This window comes from Tenericutes bacterium MZ-XQ, assembly GCA_002838205.1.
GTDB lineage: Bacteria > Bacillota_I > Bacilli_A > Acholeplasmatales > Acholeplasmataceae > Mariniplasma.
Genome location: CP017950.1, coordinates 251,150 through 272,436 on the forward strand (window position 1 = coordinate 251,150; position 21,287 = coordinate 272,436).

Below are 21,287 nucleotides of genomic sequence, written 5' to 3' on the forward strand. Positions count from 1 at the left end.
GGAGGAAGAAAAATGAAAGAAAAGTATTATATTACAACTGCAATCGCATATAGTTCTGCAATTCCGCATGTAGGAAATGTGTATGAAGCTATACTTGCAGATGCGATTGCAAGATTTAAACGTTTGTCAGGCTATGACGTGCTATTTCAAACAGGAACTGATGAACATGGGCAAAAGATTGAAACTAAAGCTCAAGATAATGAATTATCACCTAAGGCATATGTGGATTTAATTTCGTCAGAAATAAAAAGAATCTATGATAAAGTTAATATCAGCTATGATCAGTTCGTAAGAACAACAGATGATGACCATGTTAAATCTGTTCAAGCAATCTTTAAAAAACTCTATGATCAAGGCGATATTTATTTAGGCAAATATGAAGGATGGTACTCTCTAAGCGAAGAGGCTTTTATCTTAGAAAAGGATATTGTTGATGGTAAAGCACCAAGTGGAGATACACCTATATGGACATCTGAAGATGCATATTTTTTAAAATTATCTAAATATCAAGAAAGATTAATTGAACATATTGAAAAACATCCGGAATTTATTGAGCCAGAATCAAGAAGAAATGAAATGATTCAAAACTTTTTAAAAGAACCACTTCCTGATCTATCTGTATCAAGAACATCATTCAAATGGGGCATACCTGTAGAGTTTGATGAAGGTCATGTAGTTTATGTTTGGATTGATGCATTATCAAATTATATTACTGGTTTGGGATATCATCCTGATTTAGATGAGCAACCAGACAAGTTTAAGAAATATTGGCCAGCTAATGTCCATTTGATTGGTAAAGATATTTTAAGATTTCATACGATATACTGGCCAATCATTTTAATGGCTATCGGTGTTGAACTACCTAAACAGGTTTTTGGTCATCCATGGGTATTGTTTAATAAAAACAAAATGAGTAAATCAACAGGTAATGTGATGTATACAGATGATATCGTTAAATATTTTGGTGTGGATACATTGAGATATTACGTGCTTCACGAGATTCCATTTGCACAAGATGGTAATATTACATACGAATTATTAATTGAAAGAAATAATACGGATTTAGCAAACACGATTGGAAACTTAGTGAATCGTACGATTGGTATGGTTCATAAATATAGAAATGGTGATGTAAAAAAAGTTATGTTAGATGAACCATTTGAACTAAGTTTAAAAGAAAAAGCATTAGAAGCTCTTCCAGAAATGCATAAATATATGGATGAACTCAAAGTAAGTGATGCATTAGAAGAAGTTGTTAAACTGGCAAGATTTGCGAATAAATATATTGATGTTTCGGAACCATGGGTGTTAAATAAAGATGAGAACAAACAAGACGTTCTAGATCATGTTTTATATCAATTATTGGAGACAATTCGTTTTGTTGGTGTTTTATTACAACCTTTCATGCCAGAAACAGCAACTAAGATTTTAGAACAAATTGGTTCAAAAGATAGTAGTTTTGAGTCATTAAAAGACTTTGGTAAGTATGAAGCACAAACTTTAAACAAACCATATGTGTTATTTGAAAGATTTGATATGAATAAAAAGATTGAGGAGATATTAAAAGACCAAGCATGAAAAATTTATTATCATGGTTTCAGTCAGAAACCTTTATAGATAAAGTTTATCCAGAGATTAAACGTGTTATTTTTGTTATTGTTTTCACGTTCATCTATGGTATAGGCGTATCTTGGTTCTTAGAAGCATCTGTAGTCCCTCTTTATACTGGTGGTATTCCAGGGGTTGCACAACTTGTCAGAGACGCATTTTACGTGTTTTTAGATATTGAAGTTGGAACTAGCTTCTTAGGTTTATTCGTTATTATCGCTAATATACCAATCCTTATTTTGGGATGGTTTGGCGTATCTCATAGATTTACGATTTATAGTATTATTTCGATTTTAATTCAAGCATTCATTTTAAGCTGGATGCCTATACTTGATATGGGACTTGGTGAAGTAGAACACGCATTTACAGCAGCAGTTTTAGGTGGGCTACTTATTGGTATAGGAGCTGGTGGAGCACTAAGATATGGTACATCAACTGGTGGCCTTGATATTGTTGCACAGTATTTAGCGTTCAGAAAAGGAAAATCAGTCGGTTTCTTTTCTATGGCTATGAATTTGGCAATCGCAATATTAGGTGGATTAATCGTTGGTGGTAAAGTTGGTCCTGGAGGAGAGGTAATCGCTGGTGGCATTATTATTTCCTACACGGTCATCAGAGTCATCGTCTCAACAATTTTAACCGACCGTATGCATACTGCTTATCAATACTTAGCTGTTGATATCATCACTGCAACACCACAGGCACTAGTCGATGAAATCTTACATAGAATTTATAGAGGTGTAACTTTAATGAAAGTTGAAGGAGCCTATTCGCATCATGAAAAAACTTTGATTTATGTCATCATCTCTTCTTATGAACTTCATGCCATAACAACTTTAGTTAAAAGAATAGATCCCCATGCGTTTATGGTGGTTAAGCCAACGAAAAACGTTCATGGTAATTTTGCTAGAAAAACAATTGCTTAAAGACCTTATTTAGGTCTTTTTTTCTGAAATACTTAACAAATAATATTTTTTTGGTATAATCGAGTTGATAGATGATAAACTTGAAAGGATCTAAATTATGGAAATAGCAAAAATGATTAAGAAGGCTTATATGAATCTTGATTTAAAATCTGATTCAAAAGGTCAAGTTTTGGAAGAACTCGTAAAAATCCTCGATCATGCAGGGATCGTGACAGATTTTGAAAAACTTTTAAATGATGTTAGAATTAGAGAATCATTATCGACGACAGGTATTGGATTTAAAATTGCGATTCCTCATGCAAAGAGTAAACACATAAAAGAACCGGCGATTGCGTTTGGAAGATCTAGTCAGGGCATAGAATATGATTCAATGGATGGAGATAATGCCCACCTATTCTTTTTAATATGTATGCCTGAAAATGCGGGTAATTTACATCTAAAAGCACTTACTGCATTATCAAGACAACTCATTCATGAAGAGTTCAGACTAGCACTCGAGAAAGCAGAGAATGAAGAAGAAGTCTTAAACATTATTAAGGCGATTGATCAGGAAGAAAAAAGTGCCTAAGATCGTATGTGTAACCGCATGTCCAACAGGGATAGCTCATACATATATTGCTGCTGAAATGTTGGAACATACGGGTAAAAAACTTGGCTATACGATGAAAGTTGAGACAAATGGAGCCATCGGTGTTGAACATAAGTTATCAAAGAAAGACATCGAAGAGGCTATTGGTGTGATTATTGCATCTGATGTTTCACTAGAATTAACACGGTTTGAAGGTAAGCATATCATTGAAGTAACAACACAAGAAGCGATTAAGAATCCTGAAAAACTAATTAAAGAGATCATTAAACTGAATCAAGGGTTATAAAAATGAATGTAAGAACCAAACTTTATAAACAATTTATGCACGGTTTTACATATATCATTCCACTAGTTGTTATTGGTGGAGTGTTTTTAACTTTATATGACAGATTTGATCAAAATGTATTTTTTAATGTAGGTTCAACCGCATTGTTTTTAGTATATCCAATTATCTCTGCATTTATTGCTTATGCAATAAGTGATAAACCAGGATTTATAGTCGGTCTTTTAGGTGGTGCACTTTTAACCTCTAGTGATAGTGGCTTTCTTGGTGTGGTGTTTATGGGTTTCATGTCTGGATATATTATTTTGTTGCTTCACTTTTTATTTAAGAAGTTTCCGATTGCAATTAAAGGACTGATTCCAGTATTTCTTTATCCTGTGATAGGTTCTATGTTTGTGATTTTCGTTTATTTAGGTATAGATGCTTTATTTCCATTTTTTAATGGTTTTATCAGGGATGTTTTTGCGTTTACTGGTGATATAGGAGTCGTTTTATTGTTAATGATATTATCGACTATGATGGTCTATGATTTGGGTGGGCCTGTTAATAAGGTTGCATATATCGTAGGGATTTCTACTATTTTAAATGGAACATCAACCATGTATATGGCACAAGTTATGATTGCAGGTATGATTCCACCCTTATCCATATTTATCGCATCTATATTTCACAAACGTGCATTTGAAGAAGAAAATCGTAGTTTGGCAAGAAAAAACATTTGGATGGGATTAGCATTTATTAGTGAAGGTGCAATTGCTTTTGTAAAAAAAGATAAGGAATTAGTTCTTGCGTTTATTTTAGGTGGACTATTATCAAGTGTGTTTGTGTTTATTTTTCAAGTTGAATCTCGAATCGCACATGGTGGTATATTGTCAGTTTTTTTCATCAATGGATGGATTGAATTTGTAGTTATATTGCTTGTTAGTAGCTTAGTAAGCGCATGGTTTGTATTACTAATTTTGAAAATGAAAAAAAATGTAAAAATTTCATCGTGAAATCTTTACTTCTGATATAAGCTTTGTTATAATGATTAAGTATTCAATATATCGTATAATCGACCTAATGTGGTGGTCAAGTTTCTACCGTGAAGCCGTAAAGTTCACGACTACGATATGAAAGCATCTTTTTTTATTGTTTTCATATGTAGAAACCACATATTTTGTGGTTTTTTTATTAACTAGGAAATTCTAATTGATCATTTAAATAAAAACAAACAGAAAAAACTCATCTAAAATGAGTCTGTAAAACGAGTCAACAAATTAATCAATAAGTTTATGATAAATATCTAAAGGCACAAACTGCAACTTACCACAATGACTACAAACATCAACGGGAAAAGCAGCACCTTCAGTCTCCATAAAGTGAGCATAACCAGAAAAATTGACAGTAAGTTCAAATCCACAGTGCAGACATTTCATATCAACCATGATATCAAAATTAGGCATCGATATAAATGCATTAAATGAAGCGGCAGGGCCAGCAATGAATCCCTGCTTAACAGCTGATTTATATTCAGCATACAAATTCTTTTTTTGAACAAAAGACATATGCACAGATTTAGTTTTAAATAGTTTAGGCATCGCTAAATAACCTCTCTTTTCGGTGATTTGGTAGATATGAAGCATCAAGATTTAAAACCATAGTAGAACCACACTGACATTTAAAGATGTCATAGTGATAAGTCTTAAGCAACAAAGTTCGAAAGTGAAGTTGATGTTTAAGATAAGTCAAAGATTTAGGGTTAACTAACTTTAACTCAGAGGCAATTTTTCGTTTTGTCCGATTTGAATAAAAACCGTAATAACGAATCAGATGAAATCCTTTATCAGGGATGTGTTTAATGAGACGTGCAATAAATTTAAAGACATGATCAGTGATGATTTGAGTACCTCGTTTATGATGTTTATCTGAAATTTGATCATCTTCATGAGGATCAAAATGCCAAGTGACTTGGTGATTGATATCATCGAAGTCATCAATTCTAGATTCAGAGATGGCTGGATGAGAAGCATATCTGGCGATGTATTTAGCAATCTTTTTGGCTGTAGACAAGCTAGATTTTCTCTTTAATTGAGGCCCGTAAGTGTAAAAGCCTTTTTTATACTTATGAATGAGATAACTTCTTAAGCGATTAAACTCATTATAGATAGAATTTGTCGCATGGGTTTTCAAATAGGCTGAGATGTTACTTAAGAGTCTATATTGCCAAAACATACGCAGTCTCTCAAAAGGAAAGAAAGACATGTTGGATAGATGACCATGAGCATCAATAAAGCGTTCAGCAACTAAAGCATGGATATGAGGATTGGTCTTCATATCTCTGCCATAGGTGTGAAGAAAACAAATGATGCCAAGTCTTCTATCTAATTGGTGGTCAGCCTTCGTTTTCTTAACAGCTTTATGAAGAACTTCATTTACAGTTTGAAATAAGATATCAAATAAGTCTCTATAAAGCCAAAAGAATTTACGCATCTCTTTAGCAACTGAAAAGACAAAATGTCTATGAGGGCACTTAAGTAATTTGGATTCAATCGCAAGTGTTCGAGCTTCTCGATATCTTTGATTACAAGAAGGACAAAACCTTGAATGACAAGAAAGACCTTGGATATGAAAGTTATCACAAGTTGGGCATTCATAGAAGAAGTAGCCATATTTGAAATCACGACAATGTATCATTTTTTCAACATTTTCGATAATTGAGGGACGTAGTTTATCTTCAAAATGAAGTTTAAATGAATCCCAATAGGTAGCAAATATAGATTGAATGGAAATGGAGTTATCTCTATATACTTTTAAATTAGATAGTTTAACAAGCTCATTGTTAAAGACATGTTCACCATGTTTAAGAGCAAGTTCTAATTGATCTTTAAATTTATACTTAATCACTATAGGTTCCATAAATCTATTATACAATGTGACTTTAAAAAGAAAAAGGCGATTTTTATCGCCCCTAGTGAATTTATTCACTTTTGTTCTTTTTTAAATATGCATATTGAATACAAAATAAAAAAGGAGAACGAAGATGGGAAAAATCAAATTAGTATGGAAGAAAATCGTAGCTTTCTTCATTATGGTAGGAGAAAAACTTAGAAAGTTTTTCAAAGTTGAGCAAAGAGGTTCAACATTAACAAAAGAGTTTTTGGCGGGTATAACTATTTTCTTAGCTATGGCATACATTTTGCCAGTCAATAGTTTCATGCTAGCTGCAACAGGATTGCCTGTTGGTGGTGTGTTCTTTGCAACTGCAGTATCTGCAGCAATCGCAACACTGATTATGGGGATTTTTGCAAACCTTCCAGTTGCACTTGCTCCTGGTATGGGATTAAATGCATTTTTCACTTATACACTTGTCAATTTTGGATTAGGTTATAGTCCTGAAGCAGCTTTGGCAGCTGTATTAGTATCAGGGATCTTATTCTTAATCATCTCATTAACAGGTTTAAGAAAAACCATTATCAATGCAATTCCTAAAGGATTAAAATTATCAGTTGGTGCAGGTATTGGTTTCTTTATTGCATTTATTGGCTTTAAGAATGCTGGTATTATTGAAGGTGATGGTGCTACATTAGTTACACTTGGAAACTTAGCACATCCAACTGTATTATTAGGTTTATTTGGTTTAATCTTAGTTGTTGTTTTATATGCTTTTAAGTTTAGATTTGCATTAATTACTGCAATCGTTTCAACTGCAGTTGTGGGATTAATTTTAGGTGCTCTTGGTGTTGATATGATGCCTGCATATGATCCACAAGGTATGGCTGGTGTTTGGACAGGAGCAAGTGAAACATTATTTGCAGCATTTGGTGGATTTTCTGAACTCTTCTCTAGTTGGGAAGCTTTAGCTGTCATTTTCTCATTACTATTTGTTGACTTCTTTGATACTGCTGGTACGCTTATGGCAGTTGGTAATCAAGCTGGTTTGATTAACGAAGAAGGTGTGATTGAAGGTGGAGATCATGCGCTTATTGCTGATTCAATTGGTACAATTGCAGGAGCAATGTTAGGAACTTCAAACGTTACAAGTTACATTGAATCATCTACTGGGATTGAACAAGGCGCAAGAACTGGTTTAGCAAGTGTTGTTGTTGCTATATTATTTATTTTATCAATCTTCTTATACCCAGTATTGTCAATATTTAATGGTGTTGTTGTTGGAGTAAATGGGTTTGGTGATGCAATTGTATTTAGCCCTGTTACTGCAATGGCGTTAATCATGGTAGGTACTTTAATGTTTGCACAATTAAAAGATATTGATTGGGAAGACACAGCAATCGTTATTACCGGATTTTTTACAATCATTGTTATGATCTTATCTTTTTCAATCGCAGAAGGTATTGCAGTTGGATTTGTATTCTATCCAATCATTATGGTTGCACAAGGGAAAGCTAAGAAAGTTAGTCCAGTGATGTTTGGTTTATCATTAGTATTTATTTTATATTTCATATTAAAATTTGCTGTATAATATATAAACTTTCATTTCTTGAAAAGCTGTATAAGCATTTGCTTATGCAGTTTTTTTTTGCATTTAATTTGAACTTCAATAGTCTTTCATGATATCTTTATGTTGTTCTAAGATATAGGAGGAAATGTTGATGCAACTCAAAAAAGAGATAGGTCTATTTGGTGGTATTGCAGTTATTGCTGGTATCATGATTGGGTCTGGTATATTTGTATTTGGAAGTTTAATTTTAACGAGAGTAGGATATGCATTAGGCTTATCTTTATTGGTTTGGTTACTAGGTGGGATTATTACTTTATTTTCAGGTTTAACATATGCTGAACTTGGAACGATGTTTCCAGAGACAGGCGGATATTATGTTTATTTAAGGAAAGCCTATGGTAAAAAAATGGCTTTCTTAAGCGGAACAATGAATTTTATTTTAGCATCTAGTGGATCTATTGCACTGTTAGCATTAGTATTTGGCGATATACTAACTTATATTTTTCCAGGAGTAACAAGTTATGTGAAATGGATTGCTGCACTAACGATTATTTTACTGTCTATTATAAATTATTTAGGTGTTAAGTTTGGATCACTGGTGCAAAAAATATTTTTAGTAGCCAAATTAATTCCTATGATTGGGATTATCATAATCGGTGTGTTTTTAGGAACTGAAAGTGTTGTTTTAGATTTTGTACCACAAGGTGGAGAGCCACTAACTAAAGTATTTACAATGATCGGTTTTGGTGTTGTAGGTACACTTTGGGCTTATGAAGGATGGACAAATTTAAATACAGTATCTGGAGAGATGAAAAATGTCTCAAAAGATTTACCAAAGGCTATTATTTTTGCGATATCAGGAGTAACATTAATTTATGTGCTTTTCACATTTGCGATTTATCGTTTAATTCCTTATAATGATTTAATTGCTTTATCTGAACAAGGTGCAGTACTACCAATCCCAGCAATGATGGCAGTTTTTGGTAATACTGGTATGTATATTGTTTTTGTTGCAGTACTCATTTCAGTTTTCGGTGCACTTAATGGTAGTGTCATGGTTTTCCCTAGAGTTTATTATGCAATGGCAAAAGATCAAACATTTTTCAAATCATTTGAAAAAGTTGATAAAAAATATAAAACACCAAGTGTTGCAATATTTGGATCAATGGTGATGAGTTTAGCGTTATTACTATTTGATGTGGGATCATTATTAACGTTTGTTGTGTTTACAGGTTTGATTTTCAATACACTTATTTTTATTTCAGTATTCTTGTTTAGGAAAAGACAACCAGATCACCCTAGACCTTATAAAGTATGGGGATATCCATATGTTCCAGCGATTGCGATTGTTGGTATGATAGGACTGTTTATAGCGACGCTTGTTGAGGATTTAGTACCTTCATTAATTGGTCTTGGTGTCTTAGGAGTCGCATACTTAGTTTATACATTTATCATCGAAAAGAAAATGAAAAAAGGCGAATGATTTCGCCTTTTTATTTGATCTGATTTATTTATTATTTTTCTTCTAGTAATGATAATACTTGATTAAGTACGATACCAACGATTGCTGCTAAGCTCATACCTTGAAGTGTAGTAGACGCAGTGATATTAATGAATGCTCCACCTAATCCAATGACTAACATTGTAGAAACAATAATTAGATTTTTCATTTTTGAAAGATCTGTTTTATCTTTGATAAGCACTTTAACACCATTTGCTGCAATAAGTCCGTATAAGACAATTGTCATACCACCAATGACTGCCCATGGGATGCTCATAATGAATGCTTGGATGTAGCCTAAGAACCCTAGAAGAATCGCAAAGATTGCTGCTAAACCAATCACGAACACTGAACCAACCTTTGTTAAAGCGATAACACCTGTGTTTTCACCATATGTTGTATTTGCTGGTCCACCTAATGATGCAGACACAAAAGTCGCAATTCCATCTCCTAATAATGTTCTATGAAGACCAGGGTTTTCTATAAAATCATTTCCTGTGATTTCTCCTAATACCACATGATCACCAATATGTTCTGCAATCGTTACGAATGCTAAGGGTGCGAACACTAAAACTTGAGAAAAATTGAAGTCATATGTTCCAATAATAGTAAAATTTGGAACTTGGAAAAATGATACATTTGCAAAAGCTTCACTTAAGTTGACAACACCAAAGATGACAGAGAAAATGTAACCAACCAGAATTGCAATAATGAACGGTACGATTTTTAAGAATCCTTTAGCTTTTGTCGTTAAGACTACAACTGTTGCAAACGTAATAAACGCGATTAATGGTACTTTCCATGCTGCACCTGCTAACCCAATATATAATCCATTATCATATAATGGTTGCATACCAAGTAACCCAAAGTTTAAAACAGCAACTGGAGCTAGTGTTAAACCAATGATGATAATCATAGGTCCTATGACTACAGGAGGTAATAATTTTTTTAACCATCCGCTACCTACAAAGAAGATGATGAGTGCGATGATTACATAAATGATACCAACTACCATTAAACCTAGATAAGCAGCTGATGCGCTTCCTGTTGCAATAATTGCTGCAGATATCGTCGTCATATATGCAAAACTACTGCCTAAATAAACTGGAACTTTTCCTTTTGTACACAAGATATAAATCAGTGTACCGATACCACTTGCTACAAGTGCAACACCTACATCTAAGCCTGTTAACATTGGAACAAGTACTGTGGCTCCAAACATAGCGAAAACGTGCTGTAAGCTTAAAATAATCCAACTGCCAATGCTTTTTGGCTTTTCATTAATACCAACTGTTAATCCATTTTGAGTCATGAGTTTCTCCTTTAATTTTTTTTAAAGGTCGCTTACAAAAAAAGACACCTAGTGGTGTCCTTTAAGAATTCGGCTCATTATAAAACATGTACCTTATTATGCTCACAGGCATAACTTAAAGGACCTTTACTATAAAAGAGTATATCATATATTTTTTGAAATACAATACATTTTTTTGTAAAAAAAGTTATAATAGTTTTGTGGTGATGAAAATGAAGGAAATTATGAGTCAAGATCAATTGATAAGAACATTAAAAAGAATGACACATGAAATCATTGAGAGATATCATCGATTAGATGATGTCATTTTACTTGGAGTATTGCATAAGGGTTTCCCAATCGCAAAAATCATTAAGCAGAACTTACAAGACTTCGCAGGCGTTGATGTCCCTGTATATCCATTGGATATTAGAGCATATCGTGATGATTTAAATGAAGATATAGATAAAGTACATCAAGGATTTGATGCAAAAGATAAAACAGTCATCTTGGTTGATGATGTTTTATATACGGGAAGAACGGTAAGAGCTGCACTAGATGCTATTAATTTTCATGGAAGACCAAAGAAAATATCTTTAGCTATATTAATTGATAGAGGGCATAGAGAATTGCCTATTAGAGCCGATTTTATTGGAAAAAATATACCAACTGCACTTGAAGAAAAAGTTGTTGTAGACATTGATAAAAAAAGTGTAACGATTGATTGATATTTTTTGTGATTAAACGTTAAAACTGTTGACTTTTTCCATACAATATAGTATTATAACAAAGGTACATTAAAAAAAAAGAATTTCCACGAAAGCCCTTATTTCATGAAATAAGAATATAAGGAGAATTTGTAAATGAAAACATTTATGGCAAATGAAAGCACAATTACACGCAAATGGTTTGTAGTTGATGCTGAAAACAAGACTTTAGGACGCTTAGCGACTGAAGTTGCATCTGTATTAAAAGGTAAACATAAACCTACCTACACTCCTCATGTAGACTCAGGTGATTATGTGATCGTAATCAATGCAGAAAAAATTAATTTAACTGGTAAAAAATGGGACAAAAAAATGTATTATAGCCACTCAGGTTATAATGGCGGTCTCAAAGTTACAGCTGCTAAAGACGTTATGGCAAAATTTCCAACACGTATGGTTGAAAAAGCAATTGTTGGTATGTTACCACATACTAAATTAGGTGCGAAGATGGCAAAGAAATTATTCGTTTATGCTGGTCCTGAGCACAAGCATGCTGCACAACAACCAGAAACATTGGAGGTATAACACATGGCAAACAATAAAGTACAATATTTTGGTACAGGACGTCGTAAGAGTTCAGTTGCTAGAGTGATCTTATCAAATGGTAAAGGTGAATTCATAATTAATGGTCGCCCATTTGAAGAATACATTCCATCAGCAGCAACTCGTTTAGATGTTACACAACCATTAGTATTAACTGAAACTGAAGGTAAATATGATATCACTGTTAATGTTAACGGTGGTGGACTTACAGGTCAAGCAGGTGCAATCCGTTTAGGTATTACACGTGCACTTATGGAAATCAATCCTGATTTACGTAAGACTTTAAAACCTGCTGGTTTAGTTACAAGAGACTCTCGTAGTAAAGAACGTAAAAAATACGGATTGAAAAAAGCAAGAAAAGCTTCACAATTCTCAAAACGTTAATTTTACAAGGACCTTATGGGTCCTTTTTCTTTTTTGTGTTATAATTTTTATGTAAGTTTTTATAAAATATAAGGAGTATTATGAAGCTCAATTACAAAACTACATTTTATGTCGGACTGATATTTTTTAGTATATCGATGTTCTGGCAAGCTTATGACATGTTGATTGCTAAAACCTTGATTGATAAATTTGGATTAAACCAATTTGAATCAGGATTGGTGATGGCGTTTGATAACATCATGGCGGTTATCTTACTTCCACTTTTTGGTGCGTTATCAGATAAGAGTCAACATAAATTAGGTAGAAGAACACCATATATTATCGTTGGAACTGTATTAGCAGCTTTATCTTTTATGACTTTGTCTTATGCTGATTATAAACAAACAGAACGTATCGAAACTATAGATTTAGTTGAAGCTCATTATGATGTCGCTTTTGATGAAGAAAAAGACATTACGTTAAAGTCTCATTGGTATATGGTTTCAGATATCATGAAAAACGAGCGATCTAGTGTTTATGTATCTGGAGATATTAGTTTAAAAGAGTATTGGGATTGGGAAAATTCAATCTATGAACCAATGACTGAAATATTAGATCAAGGATCTGATGTGTTATCGGTTAGAGATCAAACAAGAGTTAGAGATTTGTATTTTCAATACTTAAGTCTAAGAGCTTGGGAGTTGACAGCAAGCGATCCAGATATATTTTATACATTTATTGCGATTTTATTTATTTCTTTGGTTTCGATGGCTATATATAGAACTCCAGCGATTGCTTTAATGCCAGATGTAACGATTAAACCACTGCGTACGAATGCAAATGCATTTATTACTTTTTTAGGTGCTATAGGTGGTGTACTTGCAGTATTCATTATTTTATTTAGTGGACTTAATCAAAATGCTTATCATCATCATGTGAGTGTCTATATCATTATTGGATTGATTATGCTTGTATCTTTAGGCATTTTCTTATGGAAAGTCAAAGAACCTAAATTGGTTGAAGAAAAGGAACAATTAGAGGAAAAATTTAACGTCAAAGAAACGGATCCATATGAAAATCCTGAAAAATCCTTTAATACGAAAAAAAGAATTTCACTATACTTATTATTAACGACAGTTTTCTTTCTATTTTTTGGGTATAACGCAGTCATGAGCAAGATTGCTGACTACTTGCCTAAAGTGTTAAATATGGAGTTTTATCAATTGCCATTTATTATCGTTCAAGGTATCGTGATTGCAGCTATTTATCCAATAGGTCTATTAAGTATTAAATTAGGTCGAAAAACCTCAATGCTTATTGGTATATTCATGTTGATTATAGCAATGGCATCGATTGTGTTCATTGAACAAAATCAAATCATATTAACAGCAGCAATCATCATGATTTCAGGATTTGGTTGGACATTTACAGGTGTTAATATTTATCCGATGGTTGTCGAATTATCTAAAGGTAGAAATGTTGGACAATATACAGGATATTATTATGCAGCATCCATGGGTGCACAAATATTTACACCCATTTTATCTGGTATTTTAATGGACCGTTTTGGTAGAATTATACTGTTCCCATATGCTACTATATTTATGGGGTTGGCATTTGTAACCATGATATTTGTTAAACATGGTGAATCACAAAAAATAGATTGGAAAAATCTTTTCAAGAAGAAGGTGTAATATGAAAATTTTAGTCGCAGGGTATTCTAGTTCAGGTAAATCAACATTTTCAAAAAGACTTTCAAGACATTATGGTATTGATGTGTTACACATAGATACAATCTTTTTTGGACCAAATTGGGTGAAAAGAGATCATGATCAAGTTGAAGCAGAAATTACTGAATTTATGAAAAGAGATAAGTGGATTATCGACGGACAATATCGAAAACTAGCAACAGAAAGATATGATGAATGTGATCAGTTATTTTTATTTGATTTCAATCGTTTTAAATGTCTTTATGGTGCGATTGTAAGGAGAATCAAATATCATAATCAAAACCGTGATACGATTGCTGAAGGATGTAAAGAAAGATTGAATTTTGGATTTGTTTGGTGGATCCTATTTAGTGGTCGTACAAAAGAGTCAAAAGCGTTAATGAAACTCTATAAAGAAAAATATAAAGACAAAACCATTGTTTTTAAAAATAGAAAACAGGTTAATAAATACTTAGAATCAATTGGATATCAAGGTTCATTAAAATATGAATAATAACCTATAGTATTGTTAAAATACTATAGTTATCGTATAATAATACTTGCATGTAAGGATGGGATGAAAATGAAAAAAGTTAGAGTAAGATATGCACCAAGCCCAACAGGATTACTTCATATCGGTAATGCGAGAAGCGCATTATTTAATTATGTATTCGCACGTCATTTTGGCGGCGATTTTATTGTTAGGATTGAAGATACAGATGTATTAAGAAATGTTGAAGGCGGAGAAGCATCACAATTAAATTATTTAAGTTGGTTAGGACTTTCATGGGATGAGTCACCAGATAAAGGTGGTAATTTTGGTCCATATCGTCAATTAGAAAGATTAGATTTATATACAAAATATGCTGAAGAACTATTAGAAAAAGGCTTAGCATATAAAGATTTTAGAGAAGATAGTGAAGCATATGCAATTCGTTTTAAAGTGCCAAGTGATGTAACATATCAATTTGATGATTTAGTTAGAGGGACTTTAAAATTTGAAAGTAAAGATGTAGAAGATTGGATTATTATGAAAGATAATGGTATTCCAACGTATAACTTTGCGGTTGTTATTGATGATCACTTTATGGAAATTTCTCATGTCTTAAGAGGTGAGGAACATATCACTAATACACCAAAGCAACTCATGATTTATGATGCGTTTGGGTGGGAAGCACCACAATTTGGACATATGACGATTATTGTTAATGAAGAGAAGAAGAAATTATCTAAGCGAGATAAAAATGTGATTCAATTCATATCAGAATATGCACAAATGGGATATCTACCAGAGGCGATGTTCAATTTTATTTCACTTTTAGGATGGTCTCCATCTGAAAACGAAGAAATATTGGATCAAAAGGCAATTATTGAACAATTTGATCCAAAAAGATTATCGAAAGCACCAGCGATGTTTGATAAAGATAAGTTAGCATATATCAACAGTAGATATGTGAAAATGTTAGATGTTGAAGCTTTAGCAGAAAAAGCTAGACCATTTTTAGAAAAAGCAAATGTTGAAATTAAAGACGATGCTTGGTTAAAGACACTTGTTGGCTTATTCCAAGATCGCATGAGTTATATCGGACAGATTGTTGAACTATATCAATCGTTCTTCCATGAACACTTTGAAATTGCTGATGAAGCTTATCAATTCTTAGTTGAAAATCAAAGTCTTGAGTTATTGGAAGCATTTAAAGCGTTGCTAGAGAATTCTTCATTTGAAGCTGATGAAATTCAAGAACTGATTAAGCAAGTAGGAAAAGACACAGGAACAAAAGGTAAGCCATTATTTATGGGACTTAGAATTGCAACTACTGGGGATATGCATGGACCAAGTTTACCAGTTGCACTTGCACTTTTAGGCAAAGATTTAGTTATAAAAAGACTTGAACAAACAATGAATAGACTTAGAGGTGACTTATGAGAAAATACAGTATCATTTTACTTATCGCATTATTTTCAGTTGTTTTAGTATCATGTGGTGTTAAAACAAGTGTAACAGCAGAAATAATTAACCCAGAAATTGAACAAACATCTATTCGTTTTGATGTTGAAATCAACGATCCAGAAAATGAAATCACTGGATCTACAGTGGTTTATTTGTATAACGACCAAGGTAATGTTAGAAATCAACAAACGATTGAAAGCGAAACAGAGTTAGAGGATATTTATTTTTATGGGCTTGAAACTGAAACTACATTTACGATCAAAGTCATCGTAACCATCGATCGTGATGCTGTTGAAGTTGGGGTTTATGAGTTTACAACACTCACAAATCAAGAAATTATCATCAACACCGTAGAAGAGTTCATGGCGATGGATGAAAACCGTAATGGACGTTATATTTTAGGTCAAGATATTGATTTTGAAAATGAACCATACGAGACACCATTTAGAGCTTCAAACTTAGCATTTGGTGGAACATTTGATGGTAATGGATATAGTTTAAAAAACATAAATATGTCAAAAATTTCAATGTATACTGGGATTTTTGGATATGTTTCATCTGGCGTTATTAAAAATGTAACTATCGATGGAGCATCTATTGGTACACTTGAGACACCACTTGAAGCAGCAACCTCATCTAGAGTGGGCATATTGGTTGGATATGGTACATCACAAACGGCTAGAATTGAAAATGTTACCATTAAAAATTCAGTTATTTCATTTAACACATCATCAACCATTCAAGCATATGTAGGTGCGGTTAGTGCTGAGTATAAAGGTGTTATAGAAGATGTAGAAGTTTCAGATACGATTATTTCAGTTAAAGCATTATCATTTGGAAGAATTAAGATTGGTGGTGTTGTAGGTTTATTAGGTGAATTTTCTGAAGTTACTAGAGCCTATAGCAATGCGAACATTCATTTTGAAATGGCAGGAACAAATGTTAGAGATGATGATGTCAGTCAAATGATTGGTGGTATTATTGGTCAACATGTTTCAGGTGCTGATGTTTCTGAGATTATCAATGAAGGCGATATTAGTGTTGATATTGACTATAATACTTTACCGGATACTGTAAAAGGTGTTTACACATTGTTTGTTGGTGGGCTGATTGGGCGTGCGAATGATGATCTACAAAAAGGTTACTTCAGTGGCGCAATCACTGTTACTCATGAAAAGAATACATATGAAGATGTTGTGACTAAACAATTCAGAGTTGGTGGATTAGTTGGATTGTATGAGTCTAATAAAGCATCTAGCCAAATCGTAAGAATTGGTGGATCAGAGATTAATATTCATGTTTCAGATGATATTAGACTAGATGCTTCTCAAGTATTTGGCTTTGATCGCTATATGAAGAGCACTAATTATGGTGTCTTTGGTACTGAACATTTAGATGTTAATGATGTTTCAGTTGTATCAGAAGATACAGTTGAGATCATTACTGATTTATCTACACTTTTTGATAGTGAATGGATATTAGGATATATTGAATAATTTACGAATGCGACAATCAATGTCGCATTTTTTTTAATAAAAATCATGCTATAATGAATAAAAGGAGCGTGGTTTTATGTTGATATCAAAAACTAAATTTATCAATTATCTAAGATGCAATCGTTTTGCTGCATTGGATGAAATTCATAGAGAAAAAAGTCAAGCGATTGTGTCTTTTTCAAAGGACGCTGACCTTGATGAGTTGATGAGTATAGAAAATAAGGAAAAAATCATGCCGATTTTGGATCAAATTTATGATACTGAAACTGATGAAGACTTACTTGAAAAATCAGATCCACAAATGGAAACCATGCTTAAATATTATAATGAGATAGAAATCATCAGTGGGCAGATCATTGAAAAGAGATTTAAAGGTCAGACTGTATATGCACTTGATACATATAAGCAAAAAAGATTCTCTTTTGAAAAAGAAGGGTTCCATTTATACTGTTTCTTAGATGGATATCAAGAAGATGAAGATGCCATTCGTATTTTTGAAGTTAAAGCAACCACTTCAAAGAAGTTTTTAGACATGCAGTTCAAAATAGACGATGAGAAAGTATCTATTTTTGAGATATCACCGGAAGGAATTCTCATGCTTAGAGAAGATCTAGGATTACCAACAAATAAAGCATATGACGACAAGATAGCTAAGCTTATGGATCGTTTTTCTAAAGAAGGCAGATATGTTTATGATATTTCATATCAAAGATATGTTTTAGATGCTGCAATTAAGTCGGACAAGAAAGTCAAGTATTATTTAGGTGTGCTCAATAGTGAGTATATATTTGATGGACAAGTAGATGAAAAAAATCATCCGATTTATGGTGATGATATCATCACATTTATTGATGTGACATCACTGACAGAAAAAATGATTCCAACACTTGAGATGGATACAGATATCGTTATTAATAGGTTAAACACACTTGATGCCAATCCAGTACCACTTGGAAAGCATTGTCAAAAAAAAGATTCAAGAGAATGCATCTTTTATCCGATTTGTTTTGGTCATATTCCTGATAAAAACTCAATATTTACTTATTTTGATAGACATCATGGATTTAAAGATGAGTTTGGTGAAAAACACGAACTATACGATCTAATCAATGAAGGTTATGTGCATGCTACAGATTTACCATATTCATGGCTTAATCGAGATAAAAATAAAGTCCAAAGAGAAGTGATTGAAACGAACACTCCGTATATGAAGAAAAATCTCATCAAGGAAGCCATCATATCTTTGAATTACCCGATTTATCATTTGGATTTTGAAACATTTCCTTGTCCACTTCCAAGATTCAAAGGTGAGAAGCCATATACGCAATCACTATTCCAATATTCGATTCATATTGAACACGAACCTGGTGTCTGTGATAAAGATTTAGATAATTATGGATTTATCGCAAAAACACACGACGACCAAAGAAGAGCACTTGTTGAAGGTATGTTAGATGTTATCAAACCTGATGGAGGATCAATTATGGTCTATAATCAATCTTTTGAACAAACAAGACTTAAAGAAATGGCAGAACTATTTCCAGAGCATAAAGAAAGATTGTTAGATATGGTTGATAGACTTGTCGATTTGATGCATTTTGTTCGAGGGAATAAAAAATTCTTTATCAATTTAGGCATTGATAAAGACGAAGCGGACGGCATACTTTATTATCATAATGATTTGAATGGGTCTTACTCAATTAAGAAAGTTTTACCGATTTTCTCTAACTTAAAATATGACGGTATGCCAATTAAAAATGGAACTGAAGCATTGGTTGCATACGCTAATTTCCCTTATATGGATGAAAAGACTTTTAAGCAAAAATATCAAGAGTTGCTCGAGTATTGTAAACAAGATACATGGGCAATGGTAGAGATTTTAGAAGCTTTGCGAAAGCAGGTTTTATAGGCTTTTGACCACACATCAAAATGTGTGGTTTATTCTTTTATAAAGCCAATACACAAAAATATGTGATTATTTGTGGATTTCTTGTTATTTTTCAATATTTTTATTATAATAAAACAAAGAGGAGGACGCATGCATATGTTGAATATTTATAATACACTTTCCAATCAAATCGAAGCATTTAAACCACATCAAGAACAAAAGGTAAACATGTATGTCTGTGGTCCTACTGTTTATGGAGATATCCACTTAGGAAACGCTAGGCCGATTATCTTTTTTGATGTTGTTAAAAGATATCTTACTTATTTGGGGTATCAAGTGAAATTTGTTTCAAATATCACAGATGTAGATGATAAGATTATCGAAAAGGCAAAACAGCTAAAAGTATCTGAAGAAGAGATCACGGATACATATACAAAAAGATTTTTAGATATGACACTGCTTTTAGGGAGTGTTATCCCTGATGAACTACCTAAAGCTACAGATTTCGTGCCATCAATGATTGAGTATATTGATGATTTGGTAAAAGCGGGCATGGCATATCAAACACCAAGCGGGGTTTATTTTAGAGTAAATAAAGTAAAAGATTATGGTATCTTAAGTAAGCAAAACTTAGAACAACTTGATGAAGGTGTTAGGGTTGAGCTTGATCAAGATAAAGAAGATCCAAGAGATTTTAGTGTTTGGAAAAACACGGATGATGGATTAAACTATGAAAGCCCATGGGGTAAAGGTAGACCAGGGTGGCATACTGAATGTGCCGTTATGAATCATGAGATTTTTGGTCATGAAATTGATATTCATGGTGGTGGGACAGATTTAAAGTTTCCTCATCATGAAAACGAAATTGCCCAAACAGTTGCACATGATCATCATCATTTATCAAAATACTGGATGCATGTTGGCAGACTTGATGTCAATCAAGAGAAAATGAGTAAATCATTAGGAAATATTACACTTGTTAAAGATTTACTTGAAGTATATGAACCATATGCATTTAGATTACTTATGGTTAATCATCACTATCGTCAACCCATTAATTATAGTGAAGATTTGATGGTACAATTTGCAAGAGAATATGATAAAATAAAACGAACACTTAAAAAAGCATTTTTAATGCTGAATTTAGAACATATTAAGCTGAATGATGTAGACAAGGATATCATGACATCTTTTGAGAACATCATGAATGATGATTTCAATATTCCAAATGTGATGACACTCATTTACGATGTGTTAAAACAAATGAATAAAGAGAAAAACAATGAACGTTTAGGAGTTCTTTACAAAAGTGTAGAAAGAATTTTAGATATATTAGGTGTTATGCCGCTATTTACACTTGAAGATGAAGTGTTAGTGATGTATCGCGATTGGGAACAAGCACGTAATCAAAGAGATTTCCAATTAGCAGATCACCTAAGAGAAGAATTAAACAAACGAGGATGGATGTAATTGAACGGATTAACACTTGCCTATATTGGTGATGCTTATTATGAACTTAAAATCAGAGATTATTTATTGTCAAAAGGGTTGACCAACGTCAATCAGCTTCATAAACAAGCGATTAAATTTACCAAAGGTGAAGCACAGTCAAACATCATTACTTATTTTATTGAAGAAGAAATGTTAAATGAAGAAGAAATGACTTTATATAAAAGGGGCAGAAACCAAAGTGGGCCCGGTAGAAAAAACATTGATGCAAAAGTATATCATCAAGCTACCGGATTTGAATCACTGATTGGTGGATTATATTTAAGCGATATAAAAAGATGCGATGAACTTATCGCCAAAGCCATGATATACATTGAGGGCGGAGATTCCAATGGAAAAAACAGTAGATAAAAAACTAAATAAAAATCAATCGCAAGACTTAGATGCTTTGCTTGATGATAAAAAGAAACAAAAAGGTCCCA

The 21,287-nt window shown here is 32.9% G+C and carries 20 protein-coding genes and 1 other annotated feature; of the genes, 17 read left to right on the forward strand and 3 right to left on the reverse strand.

Features of this window, described 5'->3' with window-relative positions; all coding sequences use genetic code 11:
* Nucleotides 1-12: 12 nt before the first annotated feature.
* The 5 genes from BK011_01330 (at nucleotide 13) to BK011_01350 (ending at nucleotide 4,401) form a co-directional block, all read left to right on the forward strand.
* Nucleotides 13-1,578: a methionine--tRNA ligase gene (locus BK011_01330; protein AUD64383.1), complete on the forward strand. Its 1,566-nt coding sequence runs from the start codon at nucleotides 13-15 to the stop codon at nucleotides 1,576-1,578.
* Nucleotides 1,575-2,534 carry a hypothetical protein gene (locus tag BK011_01335; protein ID AUD64384.1) on the forward strand — a complete coding sequence of 320 codons (960 nt, stop codon included), beginning with the start codon at nucleotides 1,575-1,577 and terminating at the stop codon, nucleotides 2,532-2,534. The genes BK011_01330 and BK011_01335 overlap by 4 nt, the downstream gene beginning before the upstream one ends.
* A 97-nt stretch (nucleotides 2,535-2,631) precedes the next feature.
* The gene (locus tag BK011_01340) at nucleotides 2,632-3,102 is read left to right on the forward strand and encodes a hypothetical protein (GenBank protein AUD64385.1); all 471 of its coding nucleotides are present in this window, start codon (nucleotides 2,632-2,634) and stop codon (nucleotides 3,100-3,102) included.
* Nucleotides 3,095-3,409, forward strand: coding sequence for a PTS fructose transporter subunit IIB (locus BK011_01345; GenBank protein ID AUD64386.1), 315 nt, complete (start codon nucleotides 3,095-3,097; stop codon nucleotides 3,407-3,409). Before BK011_01340 ends, BK011_01345 begins: the two co-directional genes overlap by 8 nt.
* Nucleotides 3,410-3,411: 2 nt before the next feature.
* Nucleotides 3,412-4,401, forward strand: a complete 990-nt coding sequence (locus BK011_01350) for a hypothetical protein (GenBank protein ID AUD64387.1) — start codon at nucleotides 3,412-3,414, stop codon at nucleotides 4,399-4,401.
* A 31-nt stretch (nucleotides 4,402-4,432) separates the two neighbouring features.
* Nucleotides 4,433-4,534, forward strand: a binding site (purine riboswitch).
* A 131-nt stretch (nucleotides 4,535-4,665) separates the two neighbouring features.
* On the opposite strand, the gene BK011_01355 is transcribed toward BK011_01350, so the two are convergent.
* On the reverse strand, nucleotides 4,666-4,986 hold the full coding sequence (locus tag BK011_01355) for a hypothetical protein (protein AUD64388.1): 321 nt from the start codon (nucleotides 4,984-4,986) through the stop codon (nucleotides 4,666-4,668).
* Nucleotides 4,979-6,319 carry a hypothetical protein gene (locus BK011_01360; protein AUD64389.1) on the reverse strand — a complete coding sequence of 447 codons (1,341 nt, stop codon included), beginning with the start codon at nucleotides 6,317-6,319 and terminating at the stop codon, nucleotides 4,979-4,981. Before BK011_01360 ends, BK011_01355 begins: the two co-directional genes overlap by 8 nt.
* Nucleotides 6,320-6,476: 157 nt before the next feature.
* On the opposite strand from BK011_01360, the gene BK011_01365 reads away from it, so the two are divergent.
* On the forward strand, nucleotides 6,477-7,868 hold the full coding sequence (locus BK011_01365; protein ID AUD66109.1) for a guanine permease: 1,392 nt from the start codon (nucleotides 6,477-6,479) through the stop codon (nucleotides 7,866-7,868).
* 124 nt (nucleotides 7,869-7,992) lie between these two features.
* The gene (locus tag BK011_01370) at nucleotides 7,993-9,330 is read left to right on the forward strand and encodes a hypothetical protein (protein AUD64390.1); all 1,338 of its coding nucleotides are present in this window, start codon (nucleotides 7,993-7,995) and stop codon (nucleotides 9,328-9,330) included.
* Nucleotides 9,331-9,361: 31 nt separating this feature from the next.
* Here BK011_01370 and BK011_01375 read toward each other — a convergent pair whose 3' ends face one another.
* On the reverse strand, nucleotides 9,362-10,660 hold the full coding sequence (locus BK011_01375; protein AUD64391.1) for a uracil permease: 1,299 nt from the start codon (nucleotides 10,658-10,660) through the stop codon (nucleotides 9,362-9,364).
* 206 nt (nucleotides 10,661-10,866) lie between these two features.
* On the opposite strand from BK011_01375, the gene BK011_01380 reads away from it, so the two are divergent.
* The 10 genes from BK011_01380 to BK011_01425 all read left to right on the forward strand — a co-directional run bounded on the left by BK011_01380 (nucleotide 10,867) and on the right by BK011_01425 (nucleotide 21,216).
* Nucleotides 10,867-11,367, forward strand: a complete 501-nt coding sequence (locus tag BK011_01380; GenBank protein AUD64392.1) for a bifunctional pyr operon transcriptional regulator/uracil phosphoribosyltransferase — start codon at nucleotides 10,867-10,869, stop codon at nucleotides 11,365-11,367.
* Nucleotides 11,368-11,502: 135 nt separating this feature from the next.
* Nucleotides 11,503-11,931, forward strand: a complete 429-nt coding sequence (locus BK011_01385) for a 50S ribosomal protein L13 (protein AUD64393.1) — start codon at nucleotides 11,503-11,505, stop codon at nucleotides 11,929-11,931.
* Between the two features lie 3 nt (nucleotides 11,932-11,934).
* A complete protein-coding gene (locus BK011_01390) occupies nucleotides 11,935-12,333 on the forward strand; it encodes a 30S ribosomal protein S9 (protein AUD64394.1) in 399 nt (132 codons plus the stop codon).
* 80 nt (nucleotides 12,334-12,413) lie between these two features.
* Entirely contained in the window at nucleotides 12,414-14,006 is a 1,593-nt protein-coding gene (locus BK011_01395) for a hypothetical protein (GenBank protein AUD64395.1), read from the forward strand.
* Nucleotide 14,007: 1 nt separating this feature from the next.
* Nucleotides 14,008-14,535, forward strand: a complete 528-nt coding sequence (locus BK011_01400; GenBank protein AUD64396.1) for a hypothetical protein — start codon at nucleotides 14,008-14,010, stop codon at nucleotides 14,533-14,535.
* A 69-nt stretch (nucleotides 14,536-14,604) separates the two neighbouring features.
* A complete protein-coding gene (locus tag BK011_01405; protein ID AUD64397.1) occupies nucleotides 14,605-15,948 on the forward strand; it encodes a glutamate--tRNA ligase in 1,344 nt (447 codons plus the stop codon).
* Nucleotides 15,945-17,468: a hypothetical protein gene (locus BK011_01410; protein AUD64398.1), complete on the forward strand. Its 1,524-nt coding sequence runs from the start codon at nucleotides 15,945-15,947 to the stop codon at nucleotides 17,466-17,468. Before BK011_01405 ends, BK011_01410 begins: the two co-directional genes overlap by 4 nt.
* Before the next feature lie 76 nt (nucleotides 17,469-17,544).
* A complete protein-coding gene (locus BK011_01415) occupies nucleotides 17,545-19,377 on the forward strand; it encodes a hypothetical protein (protein ID AUD64399.1) in 1,833 nt (610 codons plus the stop codon).
* A 135-nt stretch (nucleotides 19,378-19,512) separates the two neighbouring features.
* The gene (locus BK011_01420) at nucleotides 19,513-20,826 is read left to right on the forward strand and encodes a cysteine--tRNA ligase (GenBank protein ID AUD66110.1); all 1,314 of its coding nucleotides are present in this window, start codon (nucleotides 19,513-19,515) and stop codon (nucleotides 20,824-20,826) included.
* Nucleotides 20,827-21,216 (forward strand): hypothetical protein, encoded by a 390-nt coding sequence (locus BK011_01425; GenBank protein AUD64400.1) that lies wholly within the window; start codon nucleotides 20,827-20,829, stop codon nucleotides 21,214-21,216. It begins immediately after the preceding gene.
* The last annotated feature ends 71 nt before the right edge of the window (nucleotides 21,217-21,287 follow it).

What these genes read in the sequence shown, in the direction of transcription:
- BK011_01380 (AUD64392.1), top strand. Translation starts at nt 10,867, where the DNA reads ATGAAAATGAAGGAAATTATGAGTCAAGATCAATTGATAAGAACATTA.
- BK011_01350 (AUD64387.1), top strand. Translation starts at nt 3,412, where the DNA reads ATGAATGTAAGAACCAAACTTTATAAACAATTTATGCACGGTTTTACA.
- BK011_01415 (AUD64399.1), top strand. Translation starts at nt 17,545, where the DNA reads ATGTTGATATCAAAAACTAAATTTATCAATTATCTAAGATGCAATCGT.
- BK011_01365 (AUD66109.1), top strand. Translation starts at nt 6,477, where the DNA reads ATGGTAGGAGAAAAACTTAGAAAGTTTTTCAAAGTTGAGCAAAGAGGT.
- BK011_01370 (AUD64390.1), top strand. Translation starts at nt 7,993, where the DNA reads ATGTTGATGCAACTCAAAAAAGAGATAGGTCTATTTGGTGGTATTGCA.
- BK011_01330 (AUD64383.1), top strand. Translation starts at nt 13, where the DNA reads ATGAAAGAAAAGTATTATATTACAACTGCAATCGCATATAGTTCTGCA.
- BK011_01375 (AUD64391.1), bottom strand. Translation starts at nt 10,660, where the DNA reads ATGACTCAAAATGGATTAACAGTTGGTATTAATGAAAAGCCAAAAAGC.
- BK011_01395 (AUD64395.1), top strand. Translation starts at nt 12,414, where the DNA reads ATGAAGCTCAATTACAAAACTACATTTTATGTCGGACTGATATTTTTT.
- BK011_01410 (AUD64398.1), top strand. Translation starts at nt 15,945, where the DNA reads ATGAGAAAATACAGTATCATTTTACTTATCGCATTATTTTCAGTTGTT.
- BK011_01400 (AUD64396.1), top strand. Translation starts at nt 14,008, where the DNA reads ATGAAAATTTTAGTCGCAGGGTATTCTAGTTCAGGTAAATCAACATTT.
- BK011_01385 (AUD64393.1), top strand. Translation starts at nt 11,503, where the DNA reads ATGAAAACATTTATGGCAAATGAAAGCACAATTACACGCAAATGGTTT.
- BK011_01405 (AUD64397.1), top strand. Translation starts at nt 14,605, where the DNA reads ATGAAAAAAGTTAGAGTAAGATATGCACCAAGCCCAACAGGATTACTT.
- BK011_01355 (AUD64388.1), bottom strand. Translation starts at nt 4,986, where the DNA reads ATGCCTAAACTATTTAAAACTAAATCTGTGCATATGTCTTTTGTTCAA.
- BK011_01335 (AUD64384.1), top strand. Translation starts at nt 1,575, where the DNA reads ATGAAAAATTTATTATCATGGTTTCAGTCAGAAACCTTTATAGATAAA.
- BK011_01340 (AUD64385.1), top strand. Translation starts at nt 2,632, where the DNA reads ATGGAAATAGCAAAAATGATTAAGAAGGCTTATATGAATCTTGATTTA.
- BK011_01420 (AUD66110.1), top strand. Translation starts at nt 19,513, where the DNA reads ATGTTGAATATTTATAATACACTTTCCAATCAAATCGAAGCATTTAAA.
- BK011_01390 (AUD64394.1), top strand. Translation starts at nt 11,935, where the DNA reads ATGGCAAACAATAAAGTACAATATTTTGGTACAGGACGTCGTAAGAGT.